The following is a 15,602-nucleotide window of genomic DNA, read 5'->3' as shown; positions in this document are numbered from 1 at the left end:
AAATGAATAATTCGTATTATCGCCGATTCACAGATAGGTTGCAGCGGCAAAGTGCACTACCTAACACATAGCAAAGAGGAATGACCATGATGAAGCTAGATGGCTTGGTGGATATAGTAGGGGCAGATCACGTACTCGTTGGTGAGCAAACGGCTCCGTATGTGACGGATTGGCGTGGTCGATTCAGTGGTAAGGCCTTAGCTGTGGTACGCCCTGGGTCTACGGCCGAGGTAGCGGCGGTGGTACGGTGGGCAAATGAACAGCGCTTGCCCCTTTTACCCCAAGGGGGCAATACCAGTTTATGTGGCGGTGCTACCCCAAGTGTTGAACCGGTGCTGATTTTATCTTTATTACGCCTTAACCAAATCCGCAGTATTGATACGGCTAATGACACTATTGTGGTCGAGGCAGGTTGTATTTTGCAACAGGTTCAAGACTATGCCGCTGCGCATCAGCGCTTATTTCCTTTAAGCTTAGCTGCCGAAGGCAGTTGCACCATTGGCGGCAATTTAGCCACCAACGCGGGTGGAACACAGGTGCTGCGCTATGGCAATGCGCGCGACTTAGCGCTAGGCCTCGAGGTCGTAACGGCTGATGGCCAAATTTGGCATGGCTTGCGTGGCTTACGTAAAGACAATACTGGTTACGATTTATGCAGTTTATTCATAGGCAGCGAGGGTACGCTTGGCATCATTACTGCCGCAACGTTAAAGCTGTATCCGGTGCCCGTTGCACAAAATACAGCGTTAGTGGCAGTTCGTTCGCTTGAGGCGGCGGCTCAGTTATTGAGCTTGGCGCGTCAAGGCTTTGATGCGGGCTTAACGGCATTTGAGGTCATGGCACACAATTGCTTAGAGGCGGTCGTGCAGTGCTTTCCCGAACAACGGCTTGCATTCAGTGGCGAGGCCGCCCAGGCGCCGTGGTTCGTTTTAATCGAATTATCCGACAACGAAAGTGAATTGCATGCACGGCAGCGGCTTGAAGAGGTGCTAGGTCAGGCTCTAGAGCAGGACCTAGCGCTAGATGTGATCATTGCGGAAAACACGCGGCAAAGCCAAGAGCTCTGGCATTTACGGGAAAGTATTCCTCTAGCAGAAAAAGTGTTAGGTAAAAGTGTCAAGCATGATATTGGGGTCCCTGTTTCCGAGGTGGCTGATTTTGTTACGCAAACTAATGCCCAAATTCAAGCCGCTTATCCTGGTGTAGAACATGTGATCTTTGGTCATCTTGGTGACGGCAACTTGCACTACAACGTCGCTAAGGGGCGCTATACCGAAGCGGAGGTACTGAGTTTTGAAAAAGCCATCTATAAAATTGTTTTCGACCAGTTGCAGCGTGTACAAGGCACGCTCAGCGCCGAGCATGGTATTGGTCAACTAAAACGGGATTGGTTGGTGTTATACCAAGACCCTGTCGAGCTCGCGTTAATGCGTCAAATCAAACAAGCGCTAGATCCACTCAATTTAATGAATCCCGGTAAATTACTGGCTGACTCCTTACCCAAGTAATCGTTGTATGTGTTTTTTTAATTCAGAATTAGGTCGCTATTACAGTTTTCATACGGTGCTGATTTTTGTGTTGTTAGCTGGGCTAGCGGGATGGTGGCAATACCAACCTCTAGACTTAGCGCTCTCAGCTCAGTATTTTGAAGCCAGCTCACAGCAGTTCATTTATGCCACCCAACCGTTGGTGTATTTTTTTGGTAAATATGCCATTTGGTTTATTCCCTTTGGTGGTGCTTTTGTCTGGGCAGCCTATGGGCTAGTCAAGGCATCCTTGGCACAGCGCAGTATGTATCTACGCATTGCGTTATTTTTCTTTGGCTCACCGCTGGCAATTGGGGTGATTAAACAATTCACCGCTATGCCGCGCCCTATGCACTTAGAGCAGTTTGGGGGCGACCAGGCTGTACCCATTTCGTTTTGGGCACAGGGCTGGGCCCAAGGGGGCGGGGCGTTGCCAAGCGTGCATGCTACCTGTGGTTTTATTTTTATTGCGGTGTATTACTTAGGTTGGGTACAAGGTAACGCACAACGGCGTTGGTTAGGCGTAGGCCTAGCGCTTTTGTTGGGTTTTGGTTTTGGTTATTTACGTATTATGCAAGGCTATCACAGCCTAAGCCAAGTGCTCTGGTCTCAAGCCTGTATTTGGTTATTTGCAAGTATATGGTTTGCGCCCGAGTTAAAAAAAGCGGGGCAGTTACGCCCCGTCTGTGATTAGTCGCTTAGCTCTGCGGTACGGCGCGCGCGTGCTATGGCTTCTTTGATGAGCTCAAAGTCGCCAACATGGTTACTCAGAATTAGCACCAGCGCAGCATTCATGGCATGGCTCTGACTGGTACTGAGGCCTTCGTGCGACTCAATCAGATGCGCATAAAAGTCATCGGCTTTGGTAATATTTAATTCCGTATTTAACATAGCGATTCCTTGTGTTAATGACCACATGCACGGTGCAAAGCCGCTTGAATGCGTAGGTGATCGGTCTGACGCCAGCGTGCAGTCAGATGCTGGTCTGGGCGGAACAAATAACACGAGCCAGCCTGGGCATCGTAGCGCTGTTGCCAAACCCCTACCGAGTCAGTCAGCACATGCCATGATGAGCTAGCAGCGTCTAATGAATGATCGGGGGTGTGAATCACCACCACCGATAAGGGCGCAACCGCTTCTAACGCCTTTACTTTCAGTAGATCATCAGAGCACGGGTTAAATACTGCCAACGTAAACCCCTGTCCTAATTCATTTAGCCACCATCTTGGTTGCTGTGCTTGTTCTAGCGGTGCATCCGTTGCAGGCCCGCCCACGGCGACCGATCCCATAAAGCTATCCTGATCAGGCGTGTTTAACGGACTCTGTTCATAGGTGCTAGGCGTAGACAAGCGACCACTGTTCACCAGGCTGCGTGCAAAACCTAAGTCTTTAGCCAAACGTAAAACGGTATTTCTAAATAGCAAACTGATGTCACTTTTTGGCGTAATAAAATCGGTAGAGCGGCTGGAGTGGGATAGGTTCTCGTCAGCTGCGTATCGTCGCTCACTGCAATAGCTATCTAATAAAGACTCGGGAGCTAGACCGCGTAAATGCAAATCCAATTTCCAGGCTAAGTTGTCTGTATCTTGAATCCCGCTGTTAGCGCCGCGCGCACCAAAGGGGGAAACGCGGTGCGCTGCATCGCCTGCAAACAAAATGCGATTAAAACGGAACTTATCCATCCGTTCGCAGGCAAAGGTATAAATACTGATCCACTCAAATTCAAACTCGTTATCAGCGCCTAGTAAGGCTTGGACACGAGGGCGCACATTTTCTTCTTTGACCTCTTCGATGGGGTCTGCATCCCAGCCTAGCTGAAAGTCGATACGCCAGACATCATCGGGTTGACTGTGCAACAAGACGGATTGATTCGGGTGAAAGGGGGGATCAAACCAAAACCACCGCTCGGCTGGATACGACGCTTTCATGCGTACATCAGCAATTAAAAAACGGTCTTGAAAAATACGTCCTTGGCTGGATTGCCCTAATAATGAACGCAAAGGAGAACGCGCACCATCACAAGCCACGAGCCAGTCAGCGCGCAGTTGGTAACTGCCCTCGGGCGTTGTGACTTCCAACTGTGCATGGTCAGCGTGATTAGTCAGTGCAGTGACCTTATGCTTTGAACGGATTTCTACGCCAAGCTCAATAGCTCGTTCGTATAAATAGCCTTCGCAGTAATACTGCTGTAGGTTAATAAAAGCAGGGCGTCGATGCTGAGGCTCGGGAAGTAGATTGAAATTCCATACTTCCTCGTCACGGAAAAAGACTTTCCCTATATTCCACGAGATGCCTTTTTGCACCATACGCTCGCCTACACCTAAACGATCCCAGATATCTAGGGTGCGCTTAGCAAAGCAGATGGCGCGGGAGCCAACCGAGAAATGATGATCGTCATCCACCACAACGACTTTCTGGCCTCGCAACGCGAGGTCAATCGCCATCCCTAAGCCTACCGGCCCCGCTCCGACAACCACGATGGGATGGTGCTCATCGTGGTTTGGGGTGGGGGCGATAGGTAACTTCATTGTTTGATAGTTAGTCTCTAACACCCTTGTCTCCTGTACTGTCACTCTCTAATGGGTGATTTAGCCTTCAAGTTGTTTCCACATTTCAATATCGCGCTCTGCGGTCCAAATGCGCGGCTCATCATGCCCAGTGGCTTCGTCGTAAGCACGTGATACGTCAAATGGCATGCAGTGATCGAAGATCACCCAGTCGGCATAACGAGGTTTCATGAAATCGTAGGTTTCACGGTAAATGGTTTTTAGGTCTTTGCCTTCGGCCACACCTTGGTTGACGCACGTGTAGAGGTCAGTCAAAAAGGCGCGAGTTCCCGCTAGGGCTTTACGTACTTCGGTAGCGTTTTTCAATGCTGGGCCACGCCCGGGTACCATTTTCTCGGCTTCAAACTCGGCCAAATTATCTAAGGTGTGCGGCCATTCACGGAAGTAACAGTCACCAGCGTAAGGGGTGGATTGGTATTCAACTAAGTCACCGGCAAAGAGGATTTTTTGTTCTGGTAACCACGCAATGGTGTCACCCTTGGTATGACCACGGCCGACTTGCATGATATGGACCTCTAGATTACCTAGGTCTACGGTCATAAAGCCGTCAAAGGTCATGGTGGGCCATGTTAGCCCCTCGGGTACGGATTCCACGTTGCGGAATAAACGAGGAAAACGACCAATTTCGCTGGCTTTGTCTTCTTCGCCGCGCTCTACGATCAGATCATACGTATCGCGACTGGCAATGATTTCCTGTGCGTTATAGGCTGATGCGCCCAATACGCGCACGGCATGGTAGTGCGATAACAAGATGTATTTAATAGGTTTATCTGTGACTTCACGTACACGACGAATCACGTCTTCTGCCATCACAGGGGTAGCTTGCGTGTCAATCACCATGACAGCATCGTCGCCCACAATAATGCCCGTGTTCGGATCGCCTTCTGCGGTGTAGGCGTAGGCGTTGTCAGACAGTTTTTCAAAGGAGACAACTTTGTCTTCCATGTCACCGTGCGAGGCAAACTGTTTAGGTGCAGTCATCGTATTTCTCCATGAGGTTATCAATGAGTAAATAGTAGCTGCTTATTTGTTTATATACAATGTGTTCGATATAGGTGAATTCCATAGGTATAAAAAAACCGCTCTATGAAAAGAGCGGAAAGAGATTCGGTATTTAGGTATTCACATTTTGGCACCGCGAGCAAAAGTAGGTCGCTCGTTGGTTTTGTACCATGCGTTGAATAGGGGTGGCGCAACGGGGACAAGGCTGGCCAGCTTTACCATAAATTTGGGCAAATAAATCAAAATAAGCACCGGCCTCGCCCGTCGCATTTTTGTAGTCACGCAGTGTACTACCACCAGAATCCAGAGCTTGTTGTAATGTTTCCACAATGGCTTGATGCAGGGCCGTGACCTGTGCCAATGACAGGGATTTAGCCGGTGCAGTGGGGTCAATAGCCGCTTTGAATAAGGACTCAGAGGCGTAAATGTTGCCTACCCCTACGACGGCCTGGCCGGCTAAAAGCACGGATTTTATTGAGGCATTACGATTTGCGAACTGTTGAAACAGATAGTCTGGGTTAAACTCAGAATTAAGTGGCTCTACCCCTAGCTTAGCTAACAGAGGGTGTTTTAATATAGGGCCATCTCGTAGATCATGCCATAGCACTGCGCCAAAACGGCGTGGGTCGTGTAACAAAAAGCGGGCATGGTCAAATATCCACTCAACATGGTCGTGTTTCAGTCTAGGCGTATCAAGCGGCACGCTGCGCAGCGAGCCCGACATACCAAGATGAATAATTTGGTAGCCGTGCTCAAAACGTAGTAATAAATACTTGCCACGACGCTCACACGCAAGTACGGTTTTATTTTGTACGAGCTCGTTCATGTTGGGCGGAATAGGCCAACGCATTTTGGGTTGGTGCACTAGACATTGGCGTAACACCTGTTGGGGCATCAGCGTCGCAATTCCGCGACGAGTGGTTTCAACTTCAGGTAATTCGGGCATATTGGGGTGCTAAGATCATTGACTGCTATAGGTTAATTGGGGCATTTGGCTTAATTTCACGCGTTACGACGCCGGTTTTTGGATGAATTTAAAATCTCTATTTTTTCGTACGGTTGTTTTATCTACATGCTTGAGCTCGGCCGCCATGGCCTCTGAAGTCATAGAGCTAAGCCCCGTCGAACATATACAACTGCGCAGTGATGGTCTGCCTATGGTGACACTAAGCCCTGATATTTTATATCGTATTTTAGTAGGCGAAGTGGCAGTACAACAGGGCGATTTTGATACAGCCAGTCAGACCTTTTTAAGCCTAGCACGCGACACGGCTGATCCGCGGTTTGCTCAGCGTGCTTTTCAGTTTTCCATGGCAGATAACAACCTAAGCCGAGGTATTGCAGCCGCCAAGGAATGGTCTATTTTAGCGCCCAACGACCCCGAAGCCAAAGCCACGGCATTAGCTCTAGAGGCTTCAGCAGGCAAAACCACTGGTTTAGCGCAAACCTTATATCAACGTATTAGCCAAGCCCCCGATAAAGAACAGGCCATTATTCAGGCAATGACTATTATCAGTAAAATGGTAGATAGCCGTTTAGCCCTTGACGTCTTAGAGCAAGCCTTACCTAACGATGTACGCCATTTAACGATTAGTCATTTGGCCTTAGCTGATATTGCCTGGACAGCGCAGCAACCCGAGCGTGCCTTACAAGAATCCCGTCTAGCGCTGGCCCAAGAGCCTGATTCAGAGCTTGCCATGCAGCGCGTACTGGAATATGGCTTAGGCATTGATGAGCAAGCTGTTATTGAACAGGCCGAGCAGTTCATTGAGGCCAACTCCGATTTGCGCGATCTTGCTCTGCTCTTAATTAACCGTTTAGTTGACTTAAAGCGTTATGACCAGGCTCTGTATCAGTTAAAGTTAATGCAAAAGCGCAATCCCGAGGACTTTGATTTACAGTTCACCGAGGCCGAGATCAATATCCGCGCAGAACGTTACGACACGGCGGTTCGGCTACTCAACGAATACATTAATGTGCAAACGCAACGTAGACAAAGTCTTAACGATGATCGCACGCTTGCCTTAAGCAGCATTTCTGATGCCCGGTTGTCGCTGGTGCAAATTGCGGAAAAGCAAAACAATTTAAGCGAAGCCATTCGTCAACTCGATTTAATTGAAGAGCCCACTTTGCAGTTTCAGGCCAAGGTCCATCGTGCCGTGCTCGAGGCACGTTTGGGTGACATACGCAAAGCTAACCGCACCTTAGATGCATTAGGTGTACTGGGCCGACGAGATCAAGCGGTGGTCGACCTAACTCGCGCCTCTATTTTGCGCGAATCAGGCCGTACGGATGAAGCCGTAGCGGTTTTAGAGCGTGCAGACAAAGAGCTACCTGATACACCAGAGATCAAATACGATTTAGCGATGCTGTATTCGGCTCAAGGCCGTTACGAAGAGCTAGAGACCTTATTGCGTCAGGTGATCGATTTGCAGCCCCATAACGCCAATGCTTACAACGCGTTAGGTTATACCTTCGTCGATCAGAATGAAAATCTCGATGAGGCTCAGGGGTTGCTCGAACAAGCCTTAGAGCTTGAACCGAATAATCCTTATATCTTAGACAGTGTGGGTTGGTATTTTTATCGTATTGGCGATTATCAAGCCGCGCTGGAATACTTAGTCCGTGCCTTCGAGCTTTTGCCTGATGCCGAGGTCGCGGCACACTTAGGCGAGGTGCTGTGGGCCAAAGGGCGCCAAGACGAAGCGCGTGAGGTATGGCGCAAAGCGCTCAAGCCCGATAATCCCAACTACAAATTATTGCGCACCATGCAACAATACGGGGTCAGTCCTAAATGAAAAACACAGTTCAGCAACTTGTTGTAGTCGGTTTTCTTTTGTTTGGGATGGTGGGGTGTAGTGTAGTGCCCTCACACGACACAAGTACTGCAGTACAAGACCAGTTTCAGCGTTCTGGGCGTTTTGCTTTAAGTGTGGAAAAAAATACCGGCGAGCGCGATGCCGTTCAAGGTGGTTTTGTGTGGAATGAGCATCAGCAACGTATTCAGTTAGATTTAAACAACCCCATGGGCAGTATATTGGCACGTGTGGTGGCGGATGCGCAGGGCGCTCAGCTGCAATACCCAAACGGGGAGATCGAGTACGCTCAATCGGCTGATGCGTTAGTGGCCCAGCTACTAGGCTACGAGCTGCCCGTCGAGGGCATGAAAGATTGGCTGCATGGTCAAACCGGTACACGGCCCGTTACTGACTTAAAAAAAGAACAAGATCAAATTGTGTATTTTCAACAAGACCAATGGCGTGTACGCCTGCAGCGTTACGATGAGCTAGGCCCTAGGCTTTTACACATGCATCGCACACAGCCGTCGCAAAGCTTTTCGGTACGCATTGTAGTGGATTACTAAATTGACAACTCAGGTATTAAAAGCGGTCCCAGCTCCAGCAAAACTGAATCTTTTTTTGCATGTGGTGGGCAGGCGTGCCGACGGCTATCATTTGTTGCAGTCCGTTTTTACCTTTATTGATTTATACGATTACCTTGACTTCACATTGCGCACTGATGGTGTGATTGAACGAGTCGGCGAATCGCTAACCGGTCTAGCGCCAGAACACGACTTAATTATTAAAGCAGCCCGTTTGTTGCAAGCCACGACCGGCGTGCATTATGGCGCAAGCATCCGCTGCCAAAAAAACATACCGGCCGGAGCCGGCTTAGGCGGTGGTTCAAGTGATGCCGCGACGACCTTAATTGCTTTAAATAAGCTGTGGAACACAGGCCTTACACGGGCACAGCTGATGCAATTAGGGCTACGACTTGGTGCCGATGTGCCCGTTTTTATCTTTGGGGAAAGCGCATTTGCAGAAGGGGTAGGCGAGCAGCTTCAAGCCGTAACGTTGCCTAACTTGTATTATCTTGTGGTCAAACCTCAGGCTTTTGTGCCAACGCCTGTGATTTTTTCCGATCAAGGCTTGACAAGAAATCAAACCCCCGTCATAATTACAGACTTTACAGGTTCTTTGATGCAACCCGATTGCGAATACCACGATTCGGTACCGCTATTTGGTGTAAACAATTTAGAGCCCATAGCATGTCAATTCGAGCCAGAAATAAACACACTATTTCAGCTCTTGCGAAAAGCAAAATTACATGCTAGAATGACAGGCTCAGGTTCAAGTTTTTTTGTGCCTTTTTTAGATAAAGAAACAGCCTGTAGACAAAGCGGTTATTTATGTGGTATAGTTTTGCACGAACGGTTGTTAGTGCAGCAGCCCCAACAATGGGTTGTCAGTGGACTTAATGTCCACCCACTTTATAACTGGCTAAACGAATTTGGGGATTAGCCAAGCTGGTTAAGGCACCGGATTTTGATTCCGGCATGCAAAGGTTCGAATCCTTTATCCCCAGCCATACATTTACAGACCTCCAGGTCTGCGTCATAATAAAGCTGTTGAGCTGCTCCTTAACATAGGTAGTAGTCAACGGCTTTATTTTTTCGCCACGCATCAATACATTCTACGACCCTCACATCATGGCACATGACCGATTCATGATTTTCACTGGTACAGCAAACCCACGTTTGGCTGTAGACGTTGCAAATCACTTAGACATGTCTCTTGGCAAAATGACCGTAGGTCGCTTCTCTGACGGGGAAGTTATGGTCGAAATTAACGAAAATGTACGCGGTCGCGACGTTTTTGTACTTCAGCCAACTTGCGCTCCTACCAACGACAATTTAATGGAAGTCATGGTCATGGTTGATGCCTTACGCCGTGCTTCTGCCGGTCGCATTACCGCTGCCATTCCCTATTTTGGGTATGCGCGCCAAGACCGCCGTTCACGCTCTGCTCGTGTGGCCATTACCGCTAAAGTCGTCGCAAATATGCTTCAGGTTGCCGGTGTAGACCGTGTCATGACCATGGACTTACACGCAGACCAAATCCAAGGCTTCTTTGATATCCCCGTCGATAATATCTACGCTTCCCCTATTTTGTTGGGCGACATCTGGCGCTGTAACTACAAAGACTTAGTGGTGGTGTCTCCTGATATCGGTGGTGTAGTGCGTGCTCGTGCTTTAGCTAAACAGCTCGAAGCCGATTTAGCCATTATTGACAAGCGTCGTCCACGCGCTAATGTGTCCGAAGTCATGAATATCATTGGTGATGTCAACGGTCGTACCTGTATTTTGATGGATGACATGGTAGATACTGCTGGCACACTATGTAAAGCAGCCGAAGCCCTAAAGCAACGCGGTGCGGTCGCCGTCTATGCTTACTGTACTCACCCTGTGTTATCGGGCGAGGCCATTGAACGCATCAAGCATTCCGAGCTCAACGAGCTTGTTGTCACCGATACCATTCCACTGTCGGCCGAAGCCCGAGAGTGTGAAAAAATACGTCAGCTGTCTTGTGCTGCCCTATGGGGGGAAACCATGCTGCGTATTTCAAATGCCGAGTCGGTTAGCTCGCTATTTGTAGACTAAGTTTCTAACGCAATACACTGGTCGCGGTGTAGTGTTTTTATTGTTTGCGATTTATCGCAATTCCGGAGTTTTCTCATGAAATTTAAAGCCTTTGCACGTGATGTACAGGGTTCGGGTGCGAGCCGCCGCCTGCGTCGCGCTGGCCAGGTTCCTGCCATTGTTTACGGTGGCAACGCCGAGCCTGTTATTGTGGCCCTAGACCACAACCAGATCTACCACGATCTACGTAAAGACGTATTCCATGCTTCTATTTTAGAAATGGACATCGATGGTAAATCTGAAAAAGTGATTTTGCGCTCTGTACAGTGGCATGCGTACAAGCCGCAAGTGATGCACGTTGATTTCCAACGCGTTCGTGCTGATCAGCCTATCACTACTCGTGTACCTCTTAACTTCCTTAATGGCGATGAGTCCCCCGCTGTGAAACTACACAGCCAAGTCATTAGCCAGTTGTTGGTTGACCTAGAAGTCACATGTTTGCCTGGCGATTTGCCTGCATCTATTGATGTAGAGCTTGGCGCACTCGAACCCGGTGAAACCATCACCTTAGCCGCGGTCACATTGCCTGCAGGCGTGGAATACGCAGGTGCTAGCACAGATCCAGATCCTGCTTTAGCGACGGCTTTACAAGTTGGTGGCGGTGCAGCCGCTGATAACGGTGACGATGCCGAAGGCGACGAAGCATCCGAAGACAGCGCAGAATAATTATTTTATTTTTTGCTGTAAGCCCTGCTTATAATAAAACCCCTGTTAGCGTGGCTGACGGGGGTTTTTAGTATGTGGATACCAAAAATGACAGAAGGAATTCGTTTAATAATTGGTTTGGGTAACCCAGGCGCAGACTACGAAAAAACGCGTCATAACGCGGGTTTTTGGCTTGCTGATGAGTACGCCAAAAAAATGAATGCCAGTTTTAGTTTAGATAAAAACATGGCCGCTTGGGTAGCTAAAGGCCGCTTTGATGGTCAACCTATTATTATTGCCAAGCCCACCACTTTTATGAATCGCTCCGGTCAGGCTGCCGGTGCTTTAATGCGTTTTTACAAGTTAAAACCAGAACAGGTTTTGGTGCTGCATGATGAGCTAGATCTTTTGCCTGGTCAGGCCAAGCTTAAAAAAGGCGGTGGTCATGCAGGGCACAATGGTTTACGCGATATTCAGCAAGTTTTTTCTAGCCCAGACTATTGGCGTATGCGGATTGGGATCGGTCATCCGCGTAGCCTAGGCGTAGCGCAACAGGTTGCCGCTTTCGTTTTAAGTGCCCCCCGAGCCGCTGAACGCGAGGCGATTGAAGACGTGCTGTGGCGTGCTGATGCCATCTTAACGCCGCTACTGCAAGGCAACTTCGATTTAGCGATACAACAACTGCATGGGGGGAATGGGTGAGTCAAACACCTAGTTTCAAACACGAACTACGCGATTTTTTTTCTTTTCTACGCGCCCCTAACCTGGCTCCTCGCCTTAAAGGCCAAGACCTTGGGCAGGGTTGGCATACTGACTGGACGAACGGTCTAGGTGTGAAACGCATCGTTCAGTGGGCCCTAGTTTTATGGCTAGTTAATTTAACGGTATTTGGGCCTTTGGCAGCAGGGGTAGCTACCTCAACGGGAACCCAACATCGACTTGATCTGTCCAATATCCCTTGGAAGCAAGCGATTCTTTGGGCGCCGCTGATCGAAGAAATGGTCTTTAGGTATCTACTGCGTCGACCTTCACAGTTTTTATGGCTGCTGCCTGTGACGCTGTGGTGTTTATTTAATGGCCCTCAAGCCCTAACAATTGGTCTGGTGTTGGCAGTGGTCGTGCTGTTGTATGTACGCCCCGTTTATGGGGCAGGGCGTCCTTCGGTCTTTGCCGCCATAGGCCTAGGCAAAGCGTGGCCTAGACGATGGTATGTGTTTTATGCGCGGCATTTTGGGTGGGTCTTTTACACTGCGACGCTGCTATTTGCTGCACTTCACCTTTATAATTTTAAGTTTGACCAGATTGATTTTTGGATGTTGCCCATGCTTATCTTGCCACAGTTCATGACAGGTTTAGTCTTGGGGTGGCTGCGGGTGCGTCGAGGCATTGGCGCGAGTATTATTTTACATGCCGTGTTTAATGCTGGACCTATTTTAGTCATTATGGCGATTGTGCGCTTGATGCCTATAGGACACTAGTCAACCGCCATACTACTTTTACTTTTTTGATTTTTTATTTCTAGGAACGCCATGTCACTTCAATGCGGCATTGTTGGCTTGCCCAACGTTGGTAAATCTACCTTGTTTAATGCACTCACCAAAGCCGGTATTGCAGCGGAGAATTACCCTTTCTGTACTATTGAGCCTAATGTGGGTGTAGTAGAAGTCCCTGATCCTCGTCTAGCGCCTCTTGCTGAGATCGTTAAGCCCGAGCGTGTGTTACCAGCAGTGGTCGAGTTTGTGGATATTGCGGGCCTTGTTGCAGGAGCCTCCGAAGGCGAAGGCTTAGGGAATCAGTTTTTAGCCAATATTCGTGAAACGGATGCCATCGTCCATGTGGTGCGGTGCTTTGATGATGAAAACGTGGTGCACGTGTCCGGCAAAGTCGACCCTATTGCTGATATCGAGGTGATCCACACTGAGCTCGCACTGGCTGACCTAGCCAGTGCAGAGCGTGCTTTACAGCGCAATCAGCGCACGGCTCGTTCAGGCGATAAAGACGCTATTCGTTTGTGTAATGCACTAGAACGTATTATTGCCGCCCTAGGCGAGGGCACACCTGTTCGTGCACTGGATTTTGATGAGTCAGAACAAGCAGCCATTAAACAGTTTTGTTTTATTACGGCCAAGCCCGCTATGTACGTTGCCAACGTCAAGGAAGACGGTTTCGAGCAAAACCCGTATTTACAATTAGTGGAAGACTACGCGGCCAAGGAAAACTCCCCAGTGGTTGCTGTGTGTGCCGCAGTAGAAGCCGAAATTGCTCAGCTTGATGACGAAGATAAGTCGGTGTTCCTCGAGGACATGGGCATGGATGAGCCAGGTCTAAATCGTGTTATTCGTGCGGGATACAAGCTCTTAGGCTTACAAACCTATTTTACTGCTGGCGTAAAAGAGGTGCGGGCCTGGACGATTGCCGTAGGCGCTACCGCTCCCCAGGCCGCAGGCGTCATTCACACTGACTTCGAGCGAGGGTTTATTCGCGCTCAAACCATTGCCTACGATGATTTTGTGCAATATAAAGGTGAACAAGGCGCAAAAGAAGCCGGCAAAATGCGGGCCGAGGGCAAAGACTATGTGGTCCATGATGGCGATGTCTTGAATTTCCTCTTTAATGTCTAAGCCTTAACCCTGCGCAGGTATCCCCCTCAGGGTGCCCCATAGCGCGATGCTTTCACACGGTTATTTGCGAAGCTCGCTCTGAAAAAACTCAGAGCGAGCTTTGTTCGTTTAGGTTTTAAATAAATAAAAGAAATTTATATAGAACAGGTACGTCGTTACGCCTTCCTAATAACCATGATAAAAATAGGGTAAATAAATGTTACTTTGTTTTTACTAGGAGCCGTAATGGTCAGCTTACGATTATCTGCTTTATTTATTTCGCTAGGGGCTGCTACCGCCGTTACAGCCGCTACGTTACGTCCTGAGCCAGTCCAGCCTATTACGCCTCATCAAGTGACGGATGCGGCCAAAGTTGAACTTGGTAAAAAACTTTTTTTTGATCCCCGGCTCTCTAAGTCAGGTTTTATCTCTTGTAACTCTTGCCATAATTTAAGCATGGGTGGCTCAGATAATTTAGCGTCTTCGATTGGCGACCGGTGGCAGCAAGGGCCTATCAACTCTCCTACCGTCTTAAATTCCAGCCTAAACCTAGCGCAATTTTGGGATGGTCGTGCCGAAAACCTAAAAGCCCAAGCGGGTGGCCCTATTGCTAATCCTTTAGAAATGGGTTTTACCCATGAACTAGCCGTAGAGGTTCTACAGTCTATTCCTCAGTACGTAGAGGAATTCAAACAGGTGTATGGCAACGCAAACTTCACCATTGATGAAGTTACTGACGCAATTGCTGTGTTCGAAGAAACCCTTGTTACGCCTAACGCAGCTTTTGACCAATGGCTCAAAGGCGATGACGAGGCCCTGACCGACCAAGAACTTGCAGGCTATATGCTCTTTAAAAATAGTGGCTGTGTCGCCTGTCATAATGGCGTGAATTTAGGCGGCTCGTCTTATCAAAAGATGGGGGTCATAGAGCCTTATCAAACCGATAACCCAGCAGAGGGTCGTAGTGCTGTCACAGGGGCTGACGCCGATCGATTTAGCTTTAAGGTGCCCACATTGCGTAACGTAGAATTAACCTACCCGTATTTTCATGATGGTGCGGTCGATACACTAACAGAGGCCGTCGATATCATGGGCCGGTTACAATTGGGGCGTCATTTTACTGACCAAGAAAATGCCGATATTGTTGCATTTTTAAAAACCTTAACCGGCGAACAGCCTCAAATTACTTTGCCTATCTTGCCGCCGTCGCATGATAAAACACCGCGTCCTATTCCTTTCGATTAGTCAGCGCGTATCGTTAAATCAAGCGGAGACCGTTCTGGTTGTTGTTGAATTTGATACCCCATCCATAAACTGCGTGCAATGCGCTGGGAAAACAACCAGGCGGTTTCTGCTAAAGCGGGGTTGGCTTGTTGTTGACAGGTGCGGTGAAATAGCTGAAGCCACTGTTCGAATAGCTCAGCACTTAAATTGGGCAAAGCCGCGTGTTTCATCATGGGTGATCCAGAAAAGTCGCCCGTTTTTAATAATAACGACGACCAAAAGCTCACCATCGTATTCAGGTGTTTAGGCCAGTCCTGAATATGTTCATTGAAAATAGGGCCTAATTCAGGGTGTAGACGAATTTGGTCATAAAAGTCGTGAACAAGTTGGGTAATTTCTTCGCGGCTGCAAGCTATAGGTGTTTTCATTCTGGTGCACTCCAGGCATTAAAGGTATATTTAATATACCTCTTATTACGTCTTTAGTCTTAGCTACGTGTGGTGGTTGATTTTTCTAATATCATCTAAACTAGGAGCAATTAATTTTGCATACCACGGAG

General features: G+C 48.6%; 16 protein-coding genes and 1 tRNA gene. 12 read left to right on the top strand and 5 right to left on the bottom strand.

What is annotated here, in order from left to right:
* Positions 1–86 precede the first annotated feature (86 nt).
* Entirely contained in the window at positions 87–1,508 is a 1,422-nt protein-coding gene (locus tag GGR41_RS05265; protein WP_167660959.1) for an FAD-binding oxidoreductase, read from the top strand.
* A gap of 7 nt (positions 1,509–1,515) precedes the next feature.
* Positions 1,516–2,220, top strand: a complete 705-nt coding sequence (locus tag GGR41_RS05260; protein WP_167660958.1) for a phosphatase PAP2 family protein — start codon at positions 1,516–1,518, stop codon at positions 2,218–2,220.
* On the opposite strand, the gene GGR41_RS05255 is transcribed toward GGR41_RS05260, so the two are convergent.
* From GGR41_RS05255 to mutM, 4 genes are all read right to left on the bottom strand, one after another.
* Positions 2,217–2,417, bottom strand: a complete 201-nt coding sequence (locus GGR41_RS05255; protein ID WP_188372586.1) for a DUF2783 domain-containing protein — start codon at positions 2,415–2,417, stop codon at positions 2,217–2,219. The two genes, GGR41_RS05260 and GGR41_RS05255, sit on opposite strands and share 4 nt — an antisense overlap.
* A 14-nt stretch (positions 2,418–2,431) precedes the next feature.
* Complete coding sequence (locus GGR41_RS05250; RefSeq protein ID WP_167661257.1) at positions 2,432–4,054, bottom strand: FAD-dependent oxidoreductase; 1,623 nt, start codon at positions 4,052–4,054, stop codon at positions 2,432–2,434.
* Between the two features lie 60 nt (positions 4,055–4,114).
* Entirely contained in the window at positions 4,115–5,074 is a 960-nt protein-coding gene (locus GGR41_RS05245; protein WP_077734534.1) for an MBL fold metallo-hydrolase, read from the bottom strand.
* A gap of 133 nt (positions 5,075–5,207) precedes the next feature.
* A complete protein-coding gene (mutM, locus tag GGR41_RS05240; RefSeq protein WP_167660957.1) occupies positions 5,208–6,041 on the bottom strand; it encodes a bifunctional DNA-formamidopyrimidine glycosylase/DNA-(apurinic or apyrimidinic site) lyase in 834 nt (277 codons plus the stop codon).
* A gap of 145 nt (positions 6,042–6,186) precedes the next feature.
* On the opposite strand from mutM, the gene GGR41_RS05235 reads away from it, so the two are divergent.
* The 10 genes from GGR41_RS05235 to GGR41_RS05190 all read left to right on the top strand — a co-directional run bounded on the left by GGR41_RS05235 (position 6,187) and on the right by GGR41_RS05190 (position 15,064).
* Positions 6,187–7,893, top strand: coding sequence for a tetratricopeptide repeat protein (locus GGR41_RS05235; protein WP_244951436.1), 1,707 nt, complete (start codon positions 6,187–6,189; stop codon positions 7,891–7,893).
* Complete coding sequence (locus GGR41_RS05230; RefSeq protein ID WP_167660955.1) at positions 7,890–8,459, top strand: outer membrane lipoprotein LolB; 570 nt, start codon at positions 7,890–7,892, stop codon at positions 8,457–8,459. The genes GGR41_RS05235 and GGR41_RS05230 overlap by 4 nt, the downstream gene beginning before the upstream one ends.
* A 1-nt stretch (position 8,460) precedes the next feature.
* Positions 8,461–9,396 (top strand): 4-(cytidine 5'-diphospho)-2-C-methyl-D-erythritol kinase, encoded by a 936-nt coding sequence (gene ispE / locus GGR41_RS05225; RefSeq protein WP_167660954.1) that lies wholly within the window; start codon positions 8,461–8,463, stop codon positions 9,394–9,396.
* Positions 9,387–9,463: transfer RNA gene (locus GGR41_RS05220), tRNA-Gln, on the top strand. The genes ispE and GGR41_RS05220 overlap by 10 nt, the downstream gene beginning before the upstream one ends.
* A gap of 121 nt (positions 9,464–9,584) precedes the next feature.
* Positions 9,585–10,535 (top strand): ribose-phosphate pyrophosphokinase, encoded by a 951-nt coding sequence (locus tag GGR41_RS05215; RefSeq protein ID WP_077734544.1) that lies wholly within the window; start codon positions 9,585–9,587, stop codon positions 10,533–10,535.
* Between the two features lie 75 nt (positions 10,536–10,610).
* Positions 10,611–11,240 carry a 50S ribosomal protein L25/general stress protein Ctc gene (locus GGR41_RS05210; protein ID WP_077734546.1) on the top strand — a complete coding sequence of 210 codons (630 nt, stop codon included), beginning with the start codon at positions 10,611–10,613 and terminating at the stop codon, positions 11,238–11,240.
* 87 nt (positions 11,241–11,327) lie between these two features.
* On the top strand, positions 11,328–11,921 hold the full coding sequence (pth, locus tag GGR41_RS05205) for an aminoacyl-tRNA hydrolase (RefSeq protein ID WP_167660953.1): 594 nt from the start codon (positions 11,328–11,330) through the stop codon (positions 11,919–11,921).
* The gene (locus tag GGR41_RS05200) at positions 11,918–12,697 is read left to right on the top strand and encodes a CPBP family intramembrane glutamic endopeptidase (protein ID WP_167660952.1); all 780 of its coding nucleotides are present in this window, start codon (positions 11,918–11,920) and stop codon (positions 12,695–12,697) included. The genes pth and GGR41_RS05200 overlap by 4 nt, the downstream gene beginning before the upstream one ends.
* A gap of 51 nt (positions 12,698–12,748) precedes the next feature.
* Positions 12,749–13,840: a redox-regulated ATPase YchF gene (gene ychF, locus GGR41_RS05195; RefSeq protein ID WP_077734550.1), complete on the top strand. Its 1,092-nt coding sequence runs from the start codon at positions 12,749–12,751 to the stop codon at positions 13,838–13,840.
* Between the two features lie 225 nt (positions 13,841–14,065).
* The gene (locus GGR41_RS05190) at positions 14,066–15,064 is read left to right on the top strand and encodes a cytochrome-c peroxidase (RefSeq protein ID WP_167660951.1); all 999 of its coding nucleotides are present in this window, start codon (positions 14,066–14,068) and stop codon (positions 15,062–15,064) included.
* Here GGR41_RS05190 and GGR41_RS05185 read toward each other — a convergent pair.
* Positions 15,061–15,471: a group III truncated hemoglobin gene (locus tag GGR41_RS05185; protein ID WP_167660950.1), complete on the bottom strand. Its 411-nt coding sequence runs from the start codon at positions 15,469–15,471 to the stop codon at positions 15,061–15,063. The genes GGR41_RS05190 and GGR41_RS05185 overlap by 4 nt on opposite strands.
* Positions 15,472–15,602: the final 131 nt, after the last annotated feature.

Source organism: Paenalcaligenes hominis (genome assembly GCF_011927625.1).
Taxonomy (GTDB): Bacteria; Pseudomonadota; Gammaproteobacteria; order Burkholderiales; family Burkholderiaceae_B; genus Paenalcaligenes; species Paenalcaligenes hominis.
Note: the sequence above shows the minus strand (reverse complement) of the source record. Positions and strands in the feature narration are given on the sequence as shown.

Bases quoted from the DNA above. Each gene is read 5' to 3' on its own strand.
- GGR41_RS05230 (WP_167660955.1), top strand. From the start codon at position 7,890: ATGAAAAACACAGTTCAGCAACTTGTTGTAGTCGGTTTTCTTTTGTTT.
- pth (WP_167660953.1), top strand. From the start codon at position 11,328: ATGACAGAAGGAATTCGTTTAATAATTGGTTTGGGTAACCCAGGCGCA.
- ychF (WP_077734550.1), top strand. From the start codon at position 12,749: ATGTCACTTCAATGCGGCATTGTTGGCTTGCCCAACGTTGGTAAATCT.
- GGR41_RS05185 (WP_167660950.1), bottom strand. From the start codon at position 15,471: ATGAAAACACCTATAGCTTGCAGCCGCGAAGAAATTACCCAACTTGTT.
- GGR41_RS05265 (WP_167660959.1), top strand. From the start codon at position 87: ATGATGAAGCTAGATGGCTTGGTGGATATAGTAGGGGCAGATCACGTA.
- mutM (WP_167660957.1), bottom strand. From the start codon at position 6,041: ATGCCCGAATTACCTGAAGTTGAAACCACTCGTCGCGGAATTGCGACG.
- GGR41_RS05190 (WP_167660951.1), top strand. From the start codon at position 14,066: ATGGTCAGCTTACGATTATCTGCTTTATTTATTTCGCTAGGGGCTGCT.
- GGR41_RS05215 (WP_077734544.1), top strand. From the start codon at position 9,585: ATGGCACATGACCGATTCATGATTTTCACTGGTACAGCAAACCCACGT.
- GGR41_RS05250 (WP_167661257.1), bottom strand. From the start codon at position 4,054: ATGAAGTTACCTATCGCCCCCACCCCAAACCACGATGAGCACCATCCC.
- GGR41_RS05210 (WP_077734546.1), top strand. From the start codon at position 10,611: ATGAAATTTAAAGCCTTTGCACGTGATGTACAGGGTTCGGGTGCGAGC.
- GGR41_RS05235 (WP_244951436.1), top strand. From the start codon at position 6,187: ATGGCCTCTGAAGTCATAGAGCTAAGCCCCGTCGAACATATACAACTG.
- GGR41_RS05260 (WP_167660958.1), top strand. From the start codon at position 1,516: ATGTGTTTTTTTAATTCAGAATTAGGTCGCTATTACAGTTTTCATACG.
- GGR41_RS05245 (WP_077734534.1), bottom strand. From the start codon at position 5,074: ATGACTGCACCTAAACAGTTTGCCTCGCACGGTGACATGGAAGACAAA.
- GGR41_RS05255 (WP_188372586.1), bottom strand. From the start codon at position 2,417: ATGTTAAATACGGAATTAAATATTACCAAAGCCGATGACTTTTATGCG.